Source organism: Streptomyces poonensis (assembly GCF_014650915.1).
In the GTDB taxonomy this organism is placed as follows: domain Bacteria; phylum Actinomycetota; class Actinomycetes; order Streptomycetales; family Streptomycetaceae; genus Streptomyces; species Streptomyces poonensis.
This window is the reverse complement of sequence record NZ_BMVW01000013.1, coordinates 210,268-226,977: the sequence shown is the minus strand read 5'-3', so window position 1 is coordinate 226,977 and position 16,710 is coordinate 210,268. Positions and strand designations below refer to the sequence as shown.

At 73.8% G+C, this 16,710-nt stretch carries 10 protein-coding genes and 1 tRNA gene; 3 read left to right on the top strand and 8 right to left on the bottom strand.

All coding sequences use genetic code 11. The annotated features are described in order from the left end of the window. Nucleotides 1-10: 10 nt before the first annotated feature. Entirely contained in the window at nucleotides 11-985 is a 975-nt protein-coding gene (locus tag IE242_RS27405) for a diacylglycerol/lipid kinase family protein (protein ID WP_189863841.1), read from the bottom strand. Nucleotides 986-1,030: 45 nt separating this feature from the next. Further along, nucleotides 1,031-1,122 (bottom strand) — tRNA-Arg (locus IE242_RS27400). Between the two features lie 222 nt (nucleotides 1,123-1,344). Between IE242_RS27400 and IE242_RS27395 the strand changes: the two genes are divergently transcribed. Continuing rightward, nucleotides 1,345-2,343 (top strand): bifunctional lysylphosphatidylglycerol flippase/synthetase MprF, encoded by a 999-nt coding sequence (locus IE242_RS27395; protein ID WP_189863839.1) that lies wholly within the window; start codon nucleotides 1,345-1,347, stop codon nucleotides 2,341-2,343. A 97-nt stretch (nucleotides 2,344-2,440) separates the two neighbouring features. Here IE242_RS27395 and IE242_RS27390 read toward each other — a convergent pair whose 3' ends face one another. From IE242_RS27390 to IE242_RS27365, 6 genes are all read right to left on the bottom strand, one after another. Next, nucleotides 2,441-3,229, bottom strand: a complete 789-nt coding sequence (locus IE242_RS27390) for an AfsR/SARP family transcriptional regulator (protein WP_229859497.1) — start codon at nucleotides 3,227-3,229, stop codon at nucleotides 2,441-2,443. Nucleotides 3,230-3,374: 145 nt separating this feature from the next. Beyond that, on the bottom strand, nucleotides 3,375-4,163 hold the full coding sequence (locus tag IE242_RS27385) for a thioesterase II family protein (protein ID WP_229859494.1): 789 nt from the start codon (nucleotides 4,161-4,163) through the stop codon (nucleotides 3,375-3,377). Between the two features lie 108 nt (nucleotides 4,164-4,271). Further along, entirely contained in the window at nucleotides 4,272-4,865 is a 594-nt protein-coding gene (locus tag IE242_RS27380; RefSeq protein WP_229859492.1) for a PaaI family thioesterase, read from the bottom strand. 116 nt (nucleotides 4,866-4,981) lie between these two features. Next, nucleotides 4,982-6,124, bottom strand: a complete 1,143-nt coding sequence (locus tag IE242_RS27375) for an acyl-CoA dehydrogenase family protein (RefSeq protein WP_189863835.1) — start codon at nucleotides 6,122-6,124, stop codon at nucleotides 4,982-4,984. Between the two features lie 37 nt (nucleotides 6,125-6,161). Beyond that, entirely contained in the window at nucleotides 6,162-7,874 is a 1,713-nt protein-coding gene (locus IE242_RS27370) for an aldehyde dehydrogenase family protein (protein WP_189863833.1), read from the bottom strand. A 206-nt stretch (nucleotides 7,875-8,080) separates the two neighbouring features. Continuing rightward, nucleotides 8,081-9,529 (bottom strand): CoA transferase, encoded by a 1,449-nt coding sequence (locus IE242_RS27365; protein WP_189863831.1) that lies wholly within the window; start codon nucleotides 9,527-9,529, stop codon nucleotides 8,081-8,083. 294 nt (nucleotides 9,530-9,823) lie between these two features. Here IE242_RS27365 and IE242_RS27360 point away from each other — a divergent pair, with 294 nt between their 5' ends. Continuing rightward, nucleotides 9,824-10,144 carry an acyl carrier protein gene (locus tag IE242_RS27360; protein ID WP_189863829.1) on the top strand — a complete coding sequence of 107 codons (321 nt, stop codon included), beginning with the start codon at nucleotides 9,824-9,826 and terminating at the stop codon, nucleotides 10,142-10,144. A 14-nt stretch (nucleotides 10,145-10,158) separates the two neighbouring features. After that, entirely contained in the window at nucleotides 10,159-16,710 is a 6,552-nt protein-coding gene (locus tag IE242_RS27355) for a type I polyketide synthase (protein WP_189863827.1), read from the top strand.

Genomic DNA, 16,710 nt, shown 5'->3' with positions numbered 1-16,710 from the left:
CCGGCCGGCGTCAGCGCCCCGCCGGGGCCGTCCAGACCGGCAGAGCGCCCGGCACCACGTCGAAGGTGGCCGTGCTCCCGATGCCGTCCCGCGGCTCGCCGTCGTGTTCCAGGACCAGCCCCTCGCCGTCGAGCCGCTCGACGACGACGCGGCGTCCGCGGCCGTACGCCGTTCCCGGCTCGCCGAGGTGGCCGGCGTGCCGGGTCAGCTCCGGCACCCGTGCCGGGTCGGTCCGGCCGCCGATGACGCAGACGTCCAGCAGCCCGTCGTCCGGCCGGGAGTGGGGCAGCAGCAGATACTGCCCGGCGCGGTAGCGCCCGCCGCCGACGTTGGCCAGGACGGTGGGGCCCTCGGCCAGGACGGTGCCGTCGACGGTCACCCGGCCCGGGTAGGGGCGGAAGTCCGCCGCCACTGCGGCCAGGGCCCGCGCGTAGCGGTCGCGCCCCCTGGAGCCGGCGGGCACCGCCGCGAGGGCCGGAAGGATCTGCGCGCCCAGGCCGGTGCAGGAGCCCAGCAGCACGTGGTCGCCGGTCTCCGCGAGCCGGGCGAGGTCCATGCGCCGGACCTCGGCCCGTCCTGGTTCGAGCACCATGGACACCGCGTCCCGCCACGGCCGGTCGTCCCAGAACATGCGGTAGCCGGAGTTGGCGCTGCCCCAGGGGACGATGAGCAGGGCGGCATCCCCGCGTCCCTCGCCGCCCTGCCGTACCAGCCCCTCGGCGGCCTCACGGACGGTGCCGTCGCCGCCGGCCGCGACGACGAGGTCGGGGCGGTGCTCCACGGTCCCCTTGGCCACCGCGCGGTGGACCGCGTCGACGGCGTCCCCGGGGCCGGTCGTACGGAGCACGGCCACCGACGCGAGACGCTCGCGGCACAGGGAGGCCAGGCGCTCGACCAGATCGGCGCGGTGGCCGCCGGCCGCGGGGTTGACCACGATCAGGGCGCGTGTCGGCGCGGGACAGGCCGGTACGGCCGGGTACGGCATCGTCACTCCTGGCGTCGTCCGCCGCACGCGTCGATGGCGGCGGGGTGGCGGAGAGGGCAGGATTCGAACCTGCGCGGGCCGTGAAGACCCGTCCGGGACGCGCCCGGACCCCGTTGGGCCGCTGCGGGTACCTCTCCTCGGGCCGTTTTCCCGTCCGTCCCCCACGGGACCGTTTCCCCGACGGGAACGGCGAACGGATGCCCCGATGAGAATGCACCCTCCCGCTGACAATTCCCTGACAGTGCGCTGACGGTGACTCATTCCGTGCGCGTCATTCCTGGAATTCTTGCCCGGTTCTCTCCCCGGTGCTCTACTCATCAGCCCGCCCGTCCACTCCGCCCGCCCGGAGGTGAGGAGAGATGACCGCCGGTCCGATATCGGAGGTTTCCGCTTTCGAAGCCATCAGCACCTACACGCTGTCCGACAATCCGAGCGCCTTTCTGGCGCTCAACGAGGGGAACAGCTATTTCACCTCGCCTTCGGCGAAAGGGCTGGCCGTCCACCGGCGGTCGGGGCGCCGCCTGGTGCAGTTCGGCGGCCCCTTCGCACCCCAGGAGGACTATGAGCGCCTGCTGGAGCAGTTCGTCGCCCACGCGCGGTCCCGGCGGCTGCGCCTGGTCGCCGTCCAGCTCCAGCGCGCCGACGCCGAGCGGTACGCGGAGCACGGCTTCACCGTCAACCAGATCGGCGCCTCCTACGCTCTGGATCTGGCCGGGTTCTCGTTGCGCGGCACCCGTTTCATGCGGCTGCGCAACAAGATCTCCCGGTCGCTGCGCAGCGGGCTCACCGTGCGGGAGGCCGGTGCGGAGGAGTGGAGCGGGGCGTTGCGGGAGCTGGACGCCGTCTGGCTGGCGGCCAAGGGGAAACACGCCAAGCCCCTGGAGTTCCTGGTGGGGCAGCGCGGTGGTGCCGCGGGGCGGCACCGCAGGCTGTTCGTCGGCCTGATCGGCGACCGGCCGGCCGGTTACATCTCGTACTCACCGGTGTTCGGGGCACGGGCCGGGTGGCTGCACGACCTCAGCCGCCGCCGGCCGGACGGGCCGCCGGGGGTGGCGGAGGCGATCAACAGCCACGCGATCGAGGTCTTCCGCGAGGAGGGCGTCCGCTGGCTGCACTTCGGCTTCACGCCCTTCACCGGCCTGGACCCACGGCACGAGGTTCCCGGACACAGCCCCGTGTTCCGGTGGCTGACGCACGCGCTGTGGGAGCACGGCGGATCCGTCTACCCCGCGCGCAGCCAGCTCGCCTACAAGGAGAAGTGGGGGCCGGACGTGGTGACCCCGGAGTACATCGCCTTCCACGGACACGCTTCCCTGCGGTCCTTCCTGCACGTCCTCCGCGTCTCCAACGCGCTGTGACACGTCGTGCCGTGACGTGCTGTGACGGCGGCGTACGGGCTCTCGGCGGACCCGGCCCGCCGAAAGCCCGTACGTCCGGTGGCGCTTCGGCGCCCGGTCACTTCCGCGTGGGCAGCGGCCGGAGCGCCGGGACACCACCGGCGACGACGTGCGCGGCCGGCACCGGTCCCCGGTCCAGCGCCGCGTCCTGGATCAGGATGCCGTGCTCCAGACGGCGCAGAAAGGGTGAGGGGTCGACCCCTAGCTGCTCGTTGAGGCGGCGCCACGTCTGCCGGTAGACGCCCAGCGCCTCGGCCTGACGGCCCGAGCGGTACAGCGCGATCATCAACTGTTCGCAGAACCGCTCCCGCAGGGGGTCGTTCATATGGGCCTCGCGCAGTTCCGCGAGGACCGCGGTGTGCCGGCCCAGCAGCAGTTCGCTGTCGAACAGCAGCTCAAGGGCCTGCAGCCGGTGCTCCTCGTACCGGGTGGCGGCCGCCTTGCAGAGGGGTCCGCCCGGGCTTCCGCCGTAGACGGCCCCGCGCCACAGCCCGAGCGCGCGGCGCAACAGGCCGACCGCCTCCGCGGGGGCCTCCGCCCGCATCCGCTCGGCCCGGGCGGCGTACCCCACGAACACCGTGGCGTCCAGCTCGGCGCCGTCCATGCGCAGCTGGTAGCCGTGCGGGAGACAGACGACACGGGAGTGTGCGCGGGGTGGCTCGAGCTGCCTGATCTTCTTGCGGATCCGGCTCGCGTGGGCCTGGAGAGCGTTGGCCGCCCCCTCCGGCGGCGCCTCCCCCCACAGTTCGGCCATCAGCGTCTCACCGGAGACGGCCTTCCCCTCGCTCGCCAGCAGGGTCTGGAGGAGGACGCGCTGGAGGCCACCGGACACCGTGGCGCTGCCCACCGGGGAGACCATTTCCAGACCACCGAGAATACGGAATTCGACTGTCCGGCCTTCTGCCATGCACCGCCACCGATCACCACTCTCCGTTCGGGATTTCGTGCGGAAACGCGGAAACAGAAATCGGCGCCCACGGTACAGCGGCCCGCTATCGTTCCCCTTTCGGTACGGCATCGTCCGTGCGGCGCAGGAGGTGACGGGTGAGATCGCCCGCGATGGCGAGGGCCACGGCAGGGTCGGCGAGATAGAAATGCCCGCCCGGAAAGTGACTGCACCCCAGGAAGACCGGGGTGCGCCCGGCCCACTCGGCCAGCCCCCCGGGCTCCAGCGTCGGGTCGGCCCGGCCTCCGTAGGCGGCGACCGGGCAGGCGACACGGGCACCGTCGTCGCGGTGGTCGGCGACGACGGCGAGGTCCGCACGCAGCGCGGGGAGGATCGGTGCGAGCAGCTCCCGCTCTCTCCCGGCCTCCTCGGGCAGCACGCCGAAGCGCCGTATGCCGTCCGTGAACTCGGCGTCGGCCAGCGTGAGCAGGGCGTCGACCGGCCGGGACCGCGTGGGCGCCCAGCCGGAGACCCCGAGCAGAGCCGGGCCCGGGCCGCCGTCCCGCTCGATCTCGACGGTCAGCCGGTAGGCGAGCAGAGCACCGAGGCTGTGGCCGAAGAACCCGTACGGGCGGCCGTCCAGCTCGTCACCCAGCGCCTCGCGCAGCGCCTCGACCAGGGGCCGGGTCCGCCGGTACGGCTCCTCCCCCGGGCCTTCCAGCCGCCCGGGCAGCTGAACGGTGTGCACGTCGGTGCCGGGCAGGAGGGCGGGCCACCGGCCGTAGGAGGCGGCGCTGCCCCCGGCGTGCGGGAAGAGGAACAGCCGCCGTGCGGCATCGGGCCGGGGATCCGTCGTGTGGAACCAGTGACCCGTCGGGGACGGTGGGGACAGCAACTCGCGGCTCCTGTACGGGAGGGGGGACGGCACCGGAGCCGTCGGACACGGAGGAGAGTCGGGACGGTGGATCAGGACGTGGGTCAGGACGATGGATCAGGACGTGGGTCAGGACCGCGTGTCCGCGGCGCCCGGGTGACGCGGGTGTTCGACGTGCTCCCCGGCTCCGGCTCCGGCTCCGGCTCCCCGCATACGGACGGCGAAGTCGAAATCCGGGACGACACTGGCGCGGGCCTGCGCGACCACCGCGCCGTCGGTGTCCGTGACGCGGGCGTTGGCGACCATCCGGCGCCGCCCCGGATGGACGAGCTCGCTGCTGACGGTGTACGCGTGGCCGGGCCGTACCGCCCGGAGGAAGTCGAGGTCCAGATTGAGGGTGATCATCGGGTACGCGCGCTCGCCGTGGCTGGAGCCGGCGGCGCAGCAGGCGTCGTCCAGCACCATGGCGATGTAGCCGGCGTGCACACCGCTGCCGGCGAAGTTGACCAGCGCCTCCGATGGCCGCCAGGTCTCCTCGACCCGGCCCGGCCGGGCCCCGGTCACCCGCAGCCCCAGCAGGGCGTGGTGGGCGCCGTGCGGCACCCGTCCGTCGGCGACGGCCTGGAGCATCTGCGCCCCGGTGAGGTCGTGCCACAGCGCGAGCATCGCGCTCTCCATCGTCTCCTGGCCCTTCGGCGTCTCCGGCGTTTCCTTGTCCGGCATGGTTCCCCGCCGCCCTCCCGGTGTTCGGGTCCGGTGCTCGCGCATCCGTCGGTCACGACCACGGTCGGCGGACGACGGCGCCTTGTCCACCACCGGGCAACAGCCCTCACGGCCGCTCAGGCAAGGGCGAGAGGGTTCCCTCCGAGATAGTCCACGAGCGGTTCGGCGGTACTGGTGCGGGAGGGCGGATGGAAGGCCAGCGGCCGGACGGAGGCCGCGAGCAGGGCGCCCTCCGGGGAACGGATGAAGTCCATCCCGCCGAGCAGTTCCAGGGCGAGGTCGGCGGCGCCGCACAGGGTGTCCTGGGCCGCGTACCGGGCCATGAGCGCGGCGGCCACCGCCTCCTCGCCCGCCAGGTCGCCGTCGCCGACCGCGCGGGCCACCCCCTCCAGCAGGAGGTGGGCCGACTCGGCCCGCACCGCGAGTGCGGCCCGGTCCGTGACGGCGCCCCGGCCGCCGTCGAGCACCCGCTGCACCAGGGCGGCCGCCGCACCCGCGTAGCCGGCGGAGATCAGCAGCTCGAACCAGACGAACCCGGTGCTCTGCAGCTCCGACAGCCGGTCCGGGTCCCCGGCGGTGGTGCGTATCACCAGGTCGCCGGGGACGAACACGTTCGTGAGGCGGACCTCGTCGCTCTCCGCCGCGGCGAGCGCGCCGTTGCTCCAGAAGGGGTGCACGGTGATGCCGGGGGTGTCCGCGGGAACCAGCGCGATCGCCAGCTCCGGCCGTCCCCCGGCGTCCGGGACGGCGACGCTCGCGGTGAGCAGGTCCATCGAGCGGGACAGGCTGCACGGCTTCTTGCTGCCGTTGAGGAGGTAGCCGCCGTCCACCGGCCGTGCGGAGACCGCCGGGGTGAGGACGTTCTGCCGGGTGCGGCCCTCGGCCCAGCCCGACGCCATCAGCTTCCGCCCGGGGACGATGCCGCGCAGCAGGGCGCGCTGCGCGGCGGTGAGCCCGCCGTCGCGGTCGTCCAGCGAGAAGAGCATCGCCGCCGTGAAGTGGTGCATGGTCGCGGCGGCGGCGAGGGACGGGGAGTACGAGCCGACGGCGCGCAGCACGCGGACGGCGTCCACGAGGCCGGCGCCCCGGCCGCCGAAGCCGGGGGGCACCAGCAGCGCGGGGCCGCCGTGCTCGCGGAACAGCTCGATCACCGGGCCGCCGGGAGCCTCCCGCTCCACGAGGTCGGTCTCCTCCAGGGCCTTGCCGAGGCCCGGATGGTAGTGCTCGCACGTCGCGCGGGCCGAGTCCAGTGAGCGCACGCGGGGCATCCCTTCGTATCGGTGCGTACCAGTGCCGTCAGACGCCGAAGACCGTGGCGCGCGGGCCGGCGCCGGGGCTGATGCTGACGCCCTGCACGTGCGAGGTCTTCAGGATGGGGTAGTTGCCCTCGCCGTGGGCGCCGCCGGTGAGTCCGGTGCCGCCGTGGGTGGGCAGACAGGGCAGGAAGCCGATGTGGGAGTCGTTGACCTTCAGCAGGCCCCCGTTGGCCACCCGCCGGACGAAGGCCTCCACGACCCGGTCGTCGCGCGCCCACAGGGAGTTGCGCAGGCCGTACTCGTTGGTGTTCAGGAAGTCGATGAACCTCTCCAGCAGCGGGCCGTCCTCGGCCGGTTCGGCGACGACGACGGGGAGCAGCGGGAAGAACGTCTCCCGCCGCACCATGTCCAGCGCCCGGGCCCTGGCCAGGCCGTCCACCCGCACCACGGTGGGCTCCAGGAACACCCCGGTGTCCGACCGTGTCCCGTCCGCTTCCATGCGGTGCCCGCCGCACACCAGCTCCGCGCCGGCGTCCAGGGCCTGGCGCAGCAGCGCGAAGAACCGCTCGCTGCGCCGGACCGGGGAGAGCAGGACGTCCTCCTCGCCCGGGTGGCCGGGGCGGACCTCGTGCGCCGCCCTGGCGACCTCGGTGAGCAGCGCGCCGGCGATGTCGGGGTGGGCGAGGACGTAGTTGGGGACCATGCAGATCTGGCCGGAGCCGTAGAAGGCCTCGGCGATCGCCTCGGCGGCGAGCGGCAGGTCGGCGTCCTTCCAGACCACGAGGCCGTCGTTGCCCGCCAGTTCCAGGACGGGCTTCTTGCCCGCGGCGACGCACCGCTGCTCCAGGCGCAGTCCCTCCTCGGTGCCGCCGATGTAGAAGATGTCGTCGACCAGAGGGCTGTCGAGCCACTGGTCGATCATCCGGCCGGGGTTGCCGCACACGGCACCGAGGGCGCCCGGCGGGGCCCCGGCCTCCCGCAGGACGGGGGCCATGAGTTCGCGCACCACGTACATGGTGCTCAGCGCGATGCTGCGCGGGGCGCGCACCACGACGGCGTTGCCCGCCATGAGCATCAGCATCGCGAGGGCGGCGCTGGGGCCGGGTGCGTTCTGCGGGGGGTTCAGGCACACCACCCCGTCGGGCCGGCGGTGCACGATCAGGCGGCGGCCGGCGTGCCGGAACTCGGTGTGCATGCACTGCCGGTACCAGGCGCAGCTCTCCGGACCGTACATCTCCATCAGGCCGCTCAGCTGCCAGCGGGCGAGCCGCAGCGGATGTCCCTCGGCCACCAGCAGGTCGAGGAACTCCTCGCGACGGCGGGTGAGTTGCCGCCGGAAGAGCGGGCCGAGGGACATCCGCCGTTCCAGCGGCACCGCGGCCCATACGGGGGCGGCGGCGGCCGCGGCCTCGAGGGCCGCCTCGCAGCCGTCGTCGCCAGCGACCGCGACCCGGCCGACGACGTAGGGGTGCCGGGCGGCGGCCGAGCCGGGGTCGGGGTCGCGTTCCAGGGCGCGTTTCAGGCTGACGCTGGTGAAGACGTCCTCCAGCAGGGATCCGGCGCTGACGGTGTAGACCCAGCCCTCGCCCGCGACGTCCCGGCCTCCTATGTAGGAGTGGTAACTGCGCAGCGGCCGTTCGGGGGGCGGCTGCGGCCCGTCCGTCAGGGGCCCGGCGCTCCTCTCCGCCGTCCCTGTGTCCCCGGTCCGGCCGTTCTTCGCCGGGGCGGCGGCCACCGCCCGGTCGCGGGACATCCCCACGGTCTCCTCCCATGGTGTACGGGTCGCGTCGCTGCTCGGGGCGCGTGCACCGCGTCGACGCGTCCGCGGGCCGGCGCGGTGACGCCGGGCGCTCCGCCGGCAGTCCGGTGCACCGCCTGCGGTTCCGTCGTGGCCGGCCGCGCGGTTCCCCGCGCCCCTCCAGGGCGCTGTCGTGCCGTACCCGACCGCGCCGGGGCCGCTCAGCCGGCGGGCCGGGGGAGCCACCTCGGCTGCGCGGAACCGCGGGGGACGAGCACCGGGTCAGCCCAGTGCGAGGGCGTCTCGGCCAGACGGGCGGGCGGGCCGGGACACCGCAGCTCCCCGAGCGGGGTCTGGCGGACCTGCCACCGGGGCGCGGGCGGAAGGGCGTCCCCGGACAGCGCGTCCAGTTCCCCGGGGCCGTGACTGCCCAGCTCCCAGCACCAGTTGGCCGCGCCGGTCAGCGAGACCCTCACGGCGTAGCTGCCGCCCTCCCGCGCACGGCGGACGACGGCGGCCAGGATGCCGGCGGCGGCGAGGTGGGCGGCGATGTAGTCGGTGAGCATCCGGCCGGGCGGCAGCTTAGGCCCGTCGCCGCCGCCCTCGCGCAGGCTGATGCCGGTGAAGGCCTGCGCGTGCTGGTCGAAGCCGCCGCGCTCGCGCCACGGTCCGGTGTGGCCATAGGCGGTGATGGAGCAGTGGATGACGCCGGGCGCCGCGGCCGCGCACTCCTCGGCGGTGAGGCCGAGCCGTGCGGCCTTCGCCGGCCGGTGGTTGTGCACGAAGACGTCGGCGTCGCGCAGCAGTGCGTCGAAGGCCTCCCGGCCGGCGCTCCGCTCCCTCAGGTCGAGACGGGCCGACCGCATCCCGGCGGCCGATTCGTTCCAGACCACCTCGTGCTCGAAGGAGTCCGGCTCGCACAGGTGCAGCACATCCGCTCCGTACTCGGCCAGCGTCCGGCCGGTCGCCGTCCCGGCCAGGACATGGGTGAACTGCAGCACGCGCAGCGAGGACAGCGGCCGCGGCCCGGCCGGCAGCCCGGTGGGGGGCGCGTCGCCGATCCGCTCGACCGCCACCACCGGCCCGGCAAGCACGGCCCGGCCCTGGGGGTGGGCGAGGAACTCCTCCCTGGTCCGCGCGACCACCAGCGGAACGCCCCGCTCGGCGGCCGCCTCCTCCAGGGCGGACGCGTCCCACCGCGCGACGGCCTCCCCGATGTGCTTCCTGGTGTGCGGGCACCCGAGGAGGACGAGCAGCTCGTCGCGGATCCTGGGATAGCAGGCGATCGGGATGACCCAGCGGTCGTCGGCGGTGCGGTAGAAGTCCCAGATGACGGGGGCCGTCCCGTCGAGGCCCGCCAGTGATCCCATGCTGGAGAAGGAGCCGTTGAGCGTGGCACCGCCGCCCAGGAAGGGGGACATGCGGTGCAGGCCCTGACCCAGGTCGAGCGTCAGGCCCTGGGGCCGTCCGGTGCGCTGCCGCCAGATCTGCGCGGCGCCGACCGCCACCGCGAGCAGCGGCACCCCGATCGCGGCGCCCATGCGAAGCGGGGACCTGACCTGGGGATCCCGGCCGGTCACCGACAATTCGCTGACGGCGTCCTCCCGGCTCAGGCCGATCGTCTTCAGCGTACGGTCCAGTTCTCCGACGACATCGAACCCGTCTCCCATTGTCCTCCCCATTCGACCCGTCCGACTTGTCCGTCCGACTCGTTCGAACCGTTCATGGCTGCCGACGGCGGTTCAGTCTGCCATCACCACAGCGGCCGCGAAATGGACGGTCAGCGGAATGTCAGCGGCCTGTCAGTCGATTCTGCTTGACTGACCGCGGCGGGCCCGTGACCCTGCATGAATTGCGTGCGGATTCCCTCACCGCGTTTTCGCGTCTGCCGCGCCTGCCGCGCTTTCCGCAATGCTGTGCAATTCTTCGCCACATGGCGGCCGTACACCTAGGGGGCGCACGTGATGACACACCGCACGGAAACGACCGGTGCGCTCGGCCGGCTGCCCTTGTCCGAGCGCCGGGAGGCGCTCCTGGACATACTCACCGCGGAGTTCAGGACGAGTCTCCTGATGGGCGACAACGAGGACCTCCCCTTGGACGGGAACTTCTTCGACCTGGGTCTGACATCCCTGCGCGCCACGGAACTCAAGGAGCGCCTGGAGTTTCTCCTCGGCCGCGAGATCAGCGCGAACGTCCTCTTCAACACGCCCAACCTGGCCCGGCTTCTGGAACACATGGTCACCGACGTCCTGGCCGACCTCTTCGACGAACCGGCCCGCTGAGGAAGGAGCCAGCCATGTCGGACCCGTCCGTCCCCATGGACGTCACCAGCCGGCTCCGGGCGGCGCTGGACACCGTACGCGAACAGCGGCGGACCATCGACCGGCTGCTGCTGGAGAAGAGCGAGCCCATCGCCGTCATCGGTGTGGGACTGCGTTTTCCCGGCGGCAGTGAGACGTCGGAGGAATTCGCCGAGTTCCTGCGCGAAGGACGGTCCGCCGAGGGGCCGGTACCCACCGACCGCTGGGTTCCCGGAAACGAGGGGACCGACAGCGACAGCGAGAACAGCGGGAACAGCAGGAACGGCGAAAACGCCGGGAACGGCCTCGGACCGGCATCGGCGGACGGCAATTTCCTCGACGGACTCGACCTCTTCGACGCGAAGTTCTTCAAGATATCCCCCAAAGAGGCTCCGTACATCGACCCGCAGCAGCGACTGGTCCTGGAGACCTCCTGGCGGGCACTGGAGGACGCCAATATCGACCCCACCGGCCTGCGTCACGGGAACGGCGGCGTGTACATGGGCGTCATGTCCATGGACTGGGTGGCCGAGTCGGTCGCCCTCGCGGAGACAGACCTCGACGGTTCCCTCGTCCCGGGCTCCGCGCACAGTGCCGTGGCCGGACGGCTGTCGTACTTCCTGGGGCTGCGCGGCCCGTGCATCAGCGTGGACACCGCCTGCTCGTCCTCGCTCACGGCCGCCCACCTGGCCGCCCAGGGGCTGCGCCGCCGCGAGTGCGACATCGCCCTGTGCGGTGGGGTGAACGCCGTGCACCACCCCCTCATCCAGTCCATCCTCACCAAGGCCCGGATGCTCGGCTCCGACGGCCGGTGCAAGACCTTCGACGAGAGCGCGGACGGCTACAGCCGCGGCGAGGGCTGCGGCGTCCTCGTCCTCAAACGCCTGTCCGACGCGGAGCGCGACGGCGACCGTGTCCTCGGCCTGCTGCGCGGGTCCGCCGTGCGCGCGGACGGCGAGAGCGCCGGCCTCACCGCGCCCAACGGCATCGCCCAGGAAGCCGTCATGCGCGCCGCGATCACCGACGCGGGCCTCGAGCCGGGCGACATCCAGTATGTCGAGGCGCACGGCACGGGAACCCCTCTGGGCGACCCCGTCGAGCTGGGTTCCATCAGCGACACCTTCGCCGGCTCGCACAGCCGGGACCGGCCCGTGGTGGTCGGCTCCGTGAAGACCAACGTGGGGCACCTGGAATCAGCGGCGGGCGTCTGTGGGATCGTCAAGGTGCTGCTCCAGATGCGCGAGGAGACCATCTACCCGCATCTGAACCTCACCTCTCCGTCGGCCCGCGTCCCGTGGGAGAGCTGTCCGGTGACGGTGCCGGCGAAGTGCGCGCCCTGGACCGGCGAGCGGCCCCGGCGCGCACTGGTCAACAGCTTCGGGATCGCCGGCACCCTCGGGTGCGTCGTCGTGGAGGAGGCACCGGCCCCGGCGAGGGCGCCCGCTCCGGCCGCCGGCGACGGAGCCACCGGGAGTGGCGAGGGCGGCGGGGACGGCGGGGGTGGCGGGGACGGCGGGGACGCCCACCTCTTCACCCTGTCGGCGAAGAGCACCGGCTCCCTGCGCCGCCAGGTCGCCCGCTACCGGGCGTACCTGTCCGGGCATCCGGAGGTCCGGCTCGCCGATCTGTGCCGCACGGCCGCCGTGGGGCGCGCCCACTTCCCGCTGCGCCTGGCCGGAGTCGTCCGCGACCGGGACGGACTGGAGCGGTTGCTGTCCCGGGCGCTGGAGCGCGGCACCGGCGACTCCGGTGCGGGCGACTCCGGTGCGGGCGGCGGCATCCCCAAGGTGGCCTTCCTGTTCACCGGGCAGGGCTCGCAGTACCCGGGCATGGGCCGGGCGCTGTACGAGCGGCACCCGGCCTTCAGGGAGCAACTCGACGTCTGCGACCGGCTGTTCGCGCCGCACCTGGGCCGGTCGGTCCGGGACCTGGTGCTGGGCCGTGCCGCGGACCCCGACGCGATCCACCGGACCCAGTACACCCAGCCCGCGCTGTTCTCCCTGGAGTACGCCCTGGCGCGGCTGTGGCTGTCGTGGGGGGTGCGGCCGAACGTTCTGCTCGGCCACAGCGTCGGGGAGATCGCGGCGGCGGCCGTTGCGGGCGTGTTCCCGCTTGAGGACGCGGTGACGCTGGTGGCGGCCCGGGCCCGGCTGATGCAGTCGGTCACCGCGCCCGGGGGCATGGCCCAGGTGTCGGCCCCGGCCGACACGGTCGCCCCGCTGCTGGCCGGCCACCCCGATCTCACCGTCGCCTGCGTCAACGCGCCGGAGCAGTGCGTGGTCTCGGGCGGGCTGCGGGCGCTCGGCGCGGTGTGCACCGCCCTGCGGGAGAGCGGGGTCGAGGTGCGGGAGCTGGCGGTCTCGCACGCGTTCCACTCGCCGCTCATGGACGAGGTGACCGGCGCTTTCCGGGACGCGCTGAAGGACATCCGCTTCCGTGACCCGCGGGTGACGGTCGTCTCCAACCTGACCGGCCGGGTGGCCAGGCCGGGAGAGATGGCGACGCCCGACTACTGGGTCCGCCACCTCCGCGGGACCGTGGACTTCGCGGGCGGGGTCCGCACGGTCGGCGGCCGCGGCCGGCACGCCTTCGTCGAGATAGGGCCCACCGGCACGCTCTCCTCCCTCGCCAGGCGGTGCCTGACGCCCGGGGACCATCTGTGGCCGGGCGGGCCGCACCCGTCCGACACGGACGGCACCACGGTGCTCAAGGCACTCGCGCGGCTGTACACGGCGGGGCTCCCGGTGTCCTGGAGCGGGTTCCACCGGGGGGCGGCCACCCGGCCGGTCACCCTGCCGGCCTACCCGTTCGACAGGAAGCCGTACTGGCTCCCGGTGCCCCGGGGAGGCGACCGGGGGACGGCGTCCGGCGGTGGCCCGGTGGCCGCCGCCGGAGTGCGGCACCATCCGCTGCTGGGCGAGGAGGTCGCCTCCTCGGGCCACACGGAGGTCACCTTCTCGGGCCAAGCGCGGGACGGCGTGCGGGAGTTCACGACGCTGCTCGACGCCGCACATCCGGGCTACCTCGCCGACCACGTCGTCATGGGCCAGGTGGTCCTCCCCGGCACGGCCTATCTGGAGATGCTGCTCGCACTCCAGGACGCGGTGTACGGGCACACGCGCCGCCCCGTGGAGGACGTACGCATCCTCGAACCCGTCTTCCTGCCCTCCGGCGACCGGCCCGTCCAGGTGCTCACGCGGCTGCGGCCGAAGGACGACGGCACGGCCTCGGCCGAGATCGTCACCAGGGTCGAGGGACGGGACGGAACGTTCGAACGGCGCCACGCCACGGCCGTGCTGGGCGTGGAACCACCCCCCGGCGAGCCGCACACCCCGGCCGACGTGACGGAGGAACCCGACGCCGTCATGGAGAGCGACGAGCTGTACGCGCGGATGTCCGCCGTGGGTGTGGACTACGGCCCCGAGTTCCGCAGGCTGCGCCGGGCCCGGCGGCACGGCGGCGAAGTCGCGGTGGGTGAGCTGCGCGGCATACGGACGGGCGCCGGAGAGCATCTGCCGCCCGCGCTGTCGGACAGCGCCATGCACGCCCTGGCGGTCCTCGACGACGGCGAAGAGCCCTGTCTGCCGGTGACGTTCGGGCGGCTGCGGCTGTTCAAGAAGCCGACGTCGGACCAGCTGCAGGCAGTGGCGAGGATCGTCCCCGTCCCCGCGGGTGCGTCCCCGGAGGCGGACGTCCGCGCGGACCTCGTCCTGCTGGAGGGCGACCGTCCCGTCTGCGAGCTCACCGGCATCGGCCTGAAGCGGGTCGCCGCCCACGCACCCGCGCCCGCGCGGCACCTCTTCCACGAGCCCCGCTGGGTGAAGCGCTCACACGCGGCCCAGGCGGCCCGGGAACCGCGCCGGGTCCTGGTGCTGGGCCGCACGGAGGAGGAACTGCCGGCCCTGGCCGCCCGCGCGCCGGAGGCAGGCGTGGAACTGACGTTCGCCGCCGGTGCCGACGCGGTCACCGAGGCGCTGCGCACCCGGCGGCCCACCGACGTGTGCTGGTTCTGGCGGGCGGGTGAGTGCGCGCGCGACCACCACGGCCTGCGCGCCGAGTGCGAGCGCAACTACCGTGACCTGCTCGCCGTCCTGGGCGCGCTGGAGAAGGCGGGCTTCGGCGGTGGGCACGGCGGTGGGCAGCGGCTGTGGCTGGTCACCGAGGGCGCCCACCTGCTGGGGGACGACGTGCCGAGCACCACCGGCCCCTCCCCGGCGGCCACCCTGTGGGGGTTCGGCCAGGCCCTGTGGCACGAGTACCCCGGCTACCGGGTCACCCTGGTCGACCTGCCCGCCGCGGACGCCACGAACATCCCGGAGAGCTCGGACGGCCCCGGCGGTGACCCGCCCCCGCTGCTGCGGGAATGGCTCGCGGGCGACTCCGGGGAGTTCCAGGTGGCCTGGCGGGCGGGGCACCGCCACGTACGGCGGCTGTTCCCCGGCGCTCCGGCCGGCGCACGGGACGCGAACGTCCGGCTCGCCGTCAAGGAGTACGGCTCCCTGTCGGGGATACGCCCCGAGGCGGCCGAGGACGTCCCGCCCGTGGGCGACCAGGTCCAGCTCGCCGTGCACGCCGCCGGGCTGAACTTCAAGGACGTCCTCAACGCCCTGGGCCTGCTCAAGAGCCACGCCGAGGCGTCGGGAGCCGAGTACCGGCCGCAGCCGCTGGGCTTCGAGTGCGCGGGCACCGTCCTCGCGGCGGGCCCCGACGCCGCGTTCCGTCCCGGTGACGAGGTGGTGGTCAACGCGATGGGCTGCATGACCAGGCGGCTGACGGTCTCCTCCCGGCTGGCCGTGCGCAAGCCCGCCGGGACCACCATGGCCGAGGCGGCCGGGATTCCGACGGTCTTCGTGACCGCGTACTACGCCCTGCACGACCTCGCCCGGATCAAGGAGGGTGACCGCGTGCTCGTGCACGCCGCCGCGGGCGGTGTCGGGCAGGCCGCGGTCCAGCTCGCCCGGCAGGCCGGGGCCGAGGTGTTCGCCACGGCGAGCCCGGGCAAGTGGCCGCTGCTGCGCTCGCAGGGCATCCGGCACATCATGAACTCCCGGACCCTGGACTTCGCCGACGAGGTGCTCGCCGCGACCGGCGGCCGGGGTGTGGACATCGTCCTCAACAGCCTCAACAAGGACTTCATCGCGGCGGGCATGCGCTGCCTGGCCGAGGGCGGGCGGTTCGTGGAGATGGGCAAGGTCGGCGCCTGGAGTCCGGAGCGGGCCCGCCGGGAGCGGCCCGACGTCACGTACCACCGGTTCGACCTCAGCGAACTCCCCGAGGGGGAGGCGCGGCGGCGCACCCGGGAGATCCTGCGGCCCGTCCTGGAGCAGATCGCCGACGGGCGGCTGCGGCCGGTCACGACCACCGCCTACGCCCTGGAGGAGGCCGAGGAGGCGTTCTCGGTGCTCAGCCGGGGCGCGAACGTCGGCAAGCTGGTCCTGGACCTGACCGCCGACCGCCCCCGGCCCGTCCGGCCGCTCACCGTCCGCCCCGACCGCACGTACCTCGTCACCGGCGGGCTCGGCGGCCTCGGCCTGGTGACCGCCCGCAAGCTCGCCGGCCTGGGCGCACGGCACCTGGTGCTGACCGGCCGCGGCACCGGGCGGCCCGAGGACGCCCCGCCGCCCCGCCTCGGCGAGGACGTCGAGGTGACCGTGGTGCGGGCGGACATCGCCGAGCCCGCCGACGTCGACCGGCTCGCGGCCGAACTGAAGCGGTCCCCGTACCCGTTGGGCGGCATCGTCCACGCGGCGGGCGTCCTGGCCGACATGCCGGTGTCCGCGCTGACCTGGGAGAGCGTCGACACGGTGCTCAGGCCCAAGGTGTACGGCACCCGGCTGCTGCACGAGGCGACCGCGTCCTTCCCGGAGCTGGACTTCTTCGTGGGCTACTCCTCCGTCGCCTCGGTGCTCGGCGGCCCGGCCCAGGCCAACTACGCCGCGGGCAACGCCTATCTCGACGCGTCGCTGCTGTGGCGGGCGGCGCGCGGCCTGCCCGCGCTGGCCGTCAACTGGGGTCCGTGGGCGGAGGTCGGTATGTCCGCCCGGTTGAGCGCCCCCCTCGCCGAGAACCTCCGCCGGCAGGGCGTCGCCTTCATGCGGCCGGAGGAGGGCATGCGCGCGCTGGTGACGCTGCTCGGGCAGTCCGCGCCCCAGGTCGTGGCCGCCGCGTGCGACTGGGACCGGTACGCGAACGGCAAGGCGCTCGTCCACAGCCTCTACCGCCACCTCCTCAGGGGCGGGGGCGGCGCCGGGCGTCCCCGCCTCGATGTCGGAGCCCTGGCCGCCCTGCCCCCGAAGGAACGCAGGGCGTCCCTCAGCGCGTTCATCCGCGCGAAGACCGCCGAAGTGCTGCGCTTCGACGACCCGGACGACGTGGAGCCGGACGCGGTCTTCCTGGACCTGGGCCTGGACTCGCTGGCCGCGGTGGAGCTGAAGAACGCCCTGGAGAGCGCGCTGGGCGTCCCGCTGCCCGCCTCGGCGGCCTTCGACCACCCGTCCGTCGGGCGGCTCACCGGTTATCTCGACCAGCTGCTCCCGGGAGAGGTGTGA

What these genes read in the sequence shown, in the direction of transcription:
- IE242_RS27405 (WP_189863841.1), bottom strand. Translation starts at nt 985, where the DNA reads ATGCCGTACCCGGCCGTACCGGCCTGTCCCGCGCCGACACGCGCCCTG.
- IE242_RS27395 (WP_189863839.1), top strand. Translation starts at nt 1,345, where the DNA reads ATGACCGCCGGTCCGATATCGGAGGTTTCCGCTTTCGAAGCCATCAGC.
- IE242_RS27380 (WP_229859492.1), bottom strand. Translation starts at nt 4,865, where the DNA reads ATGCCGGACAAGGAAACGCCGGAGACGCCGAAGGGCCAGGAGACGATG.
- IE242_RS27370 (WP_189863833.1), bottom strand. Translation starts at nt 7,874, where the DNA reads ATGTCCCGCGACCGGGCGGTGGCCGCCGCCCCGGCGAAGAACGGCCGG.
- IE242_RS27365 (WP_189863831.1), bottom strand. Translation starts at nt 9,529, where the DNA reads ATGGGAGACGGGTTCGATGTCGTCGGAGAACTGGACCGTACGCTGAAG.
- IE242_RS27360 (WP_189863829.1), top strand. Translation starts at nt 9,824, where the DNA reads ATGACACACCGCACGGAAACGACCGGTGCGCTCGGCCGGCTGCCCTTG.
- IE242_RS27355 (WP_189863827.1), top strand. Translation starts at nt 10,159, where the DNA reads ATGTCGGACCCGTCCGTCCCCATGGACGTCACCAGCCGGCTCCGGGCG.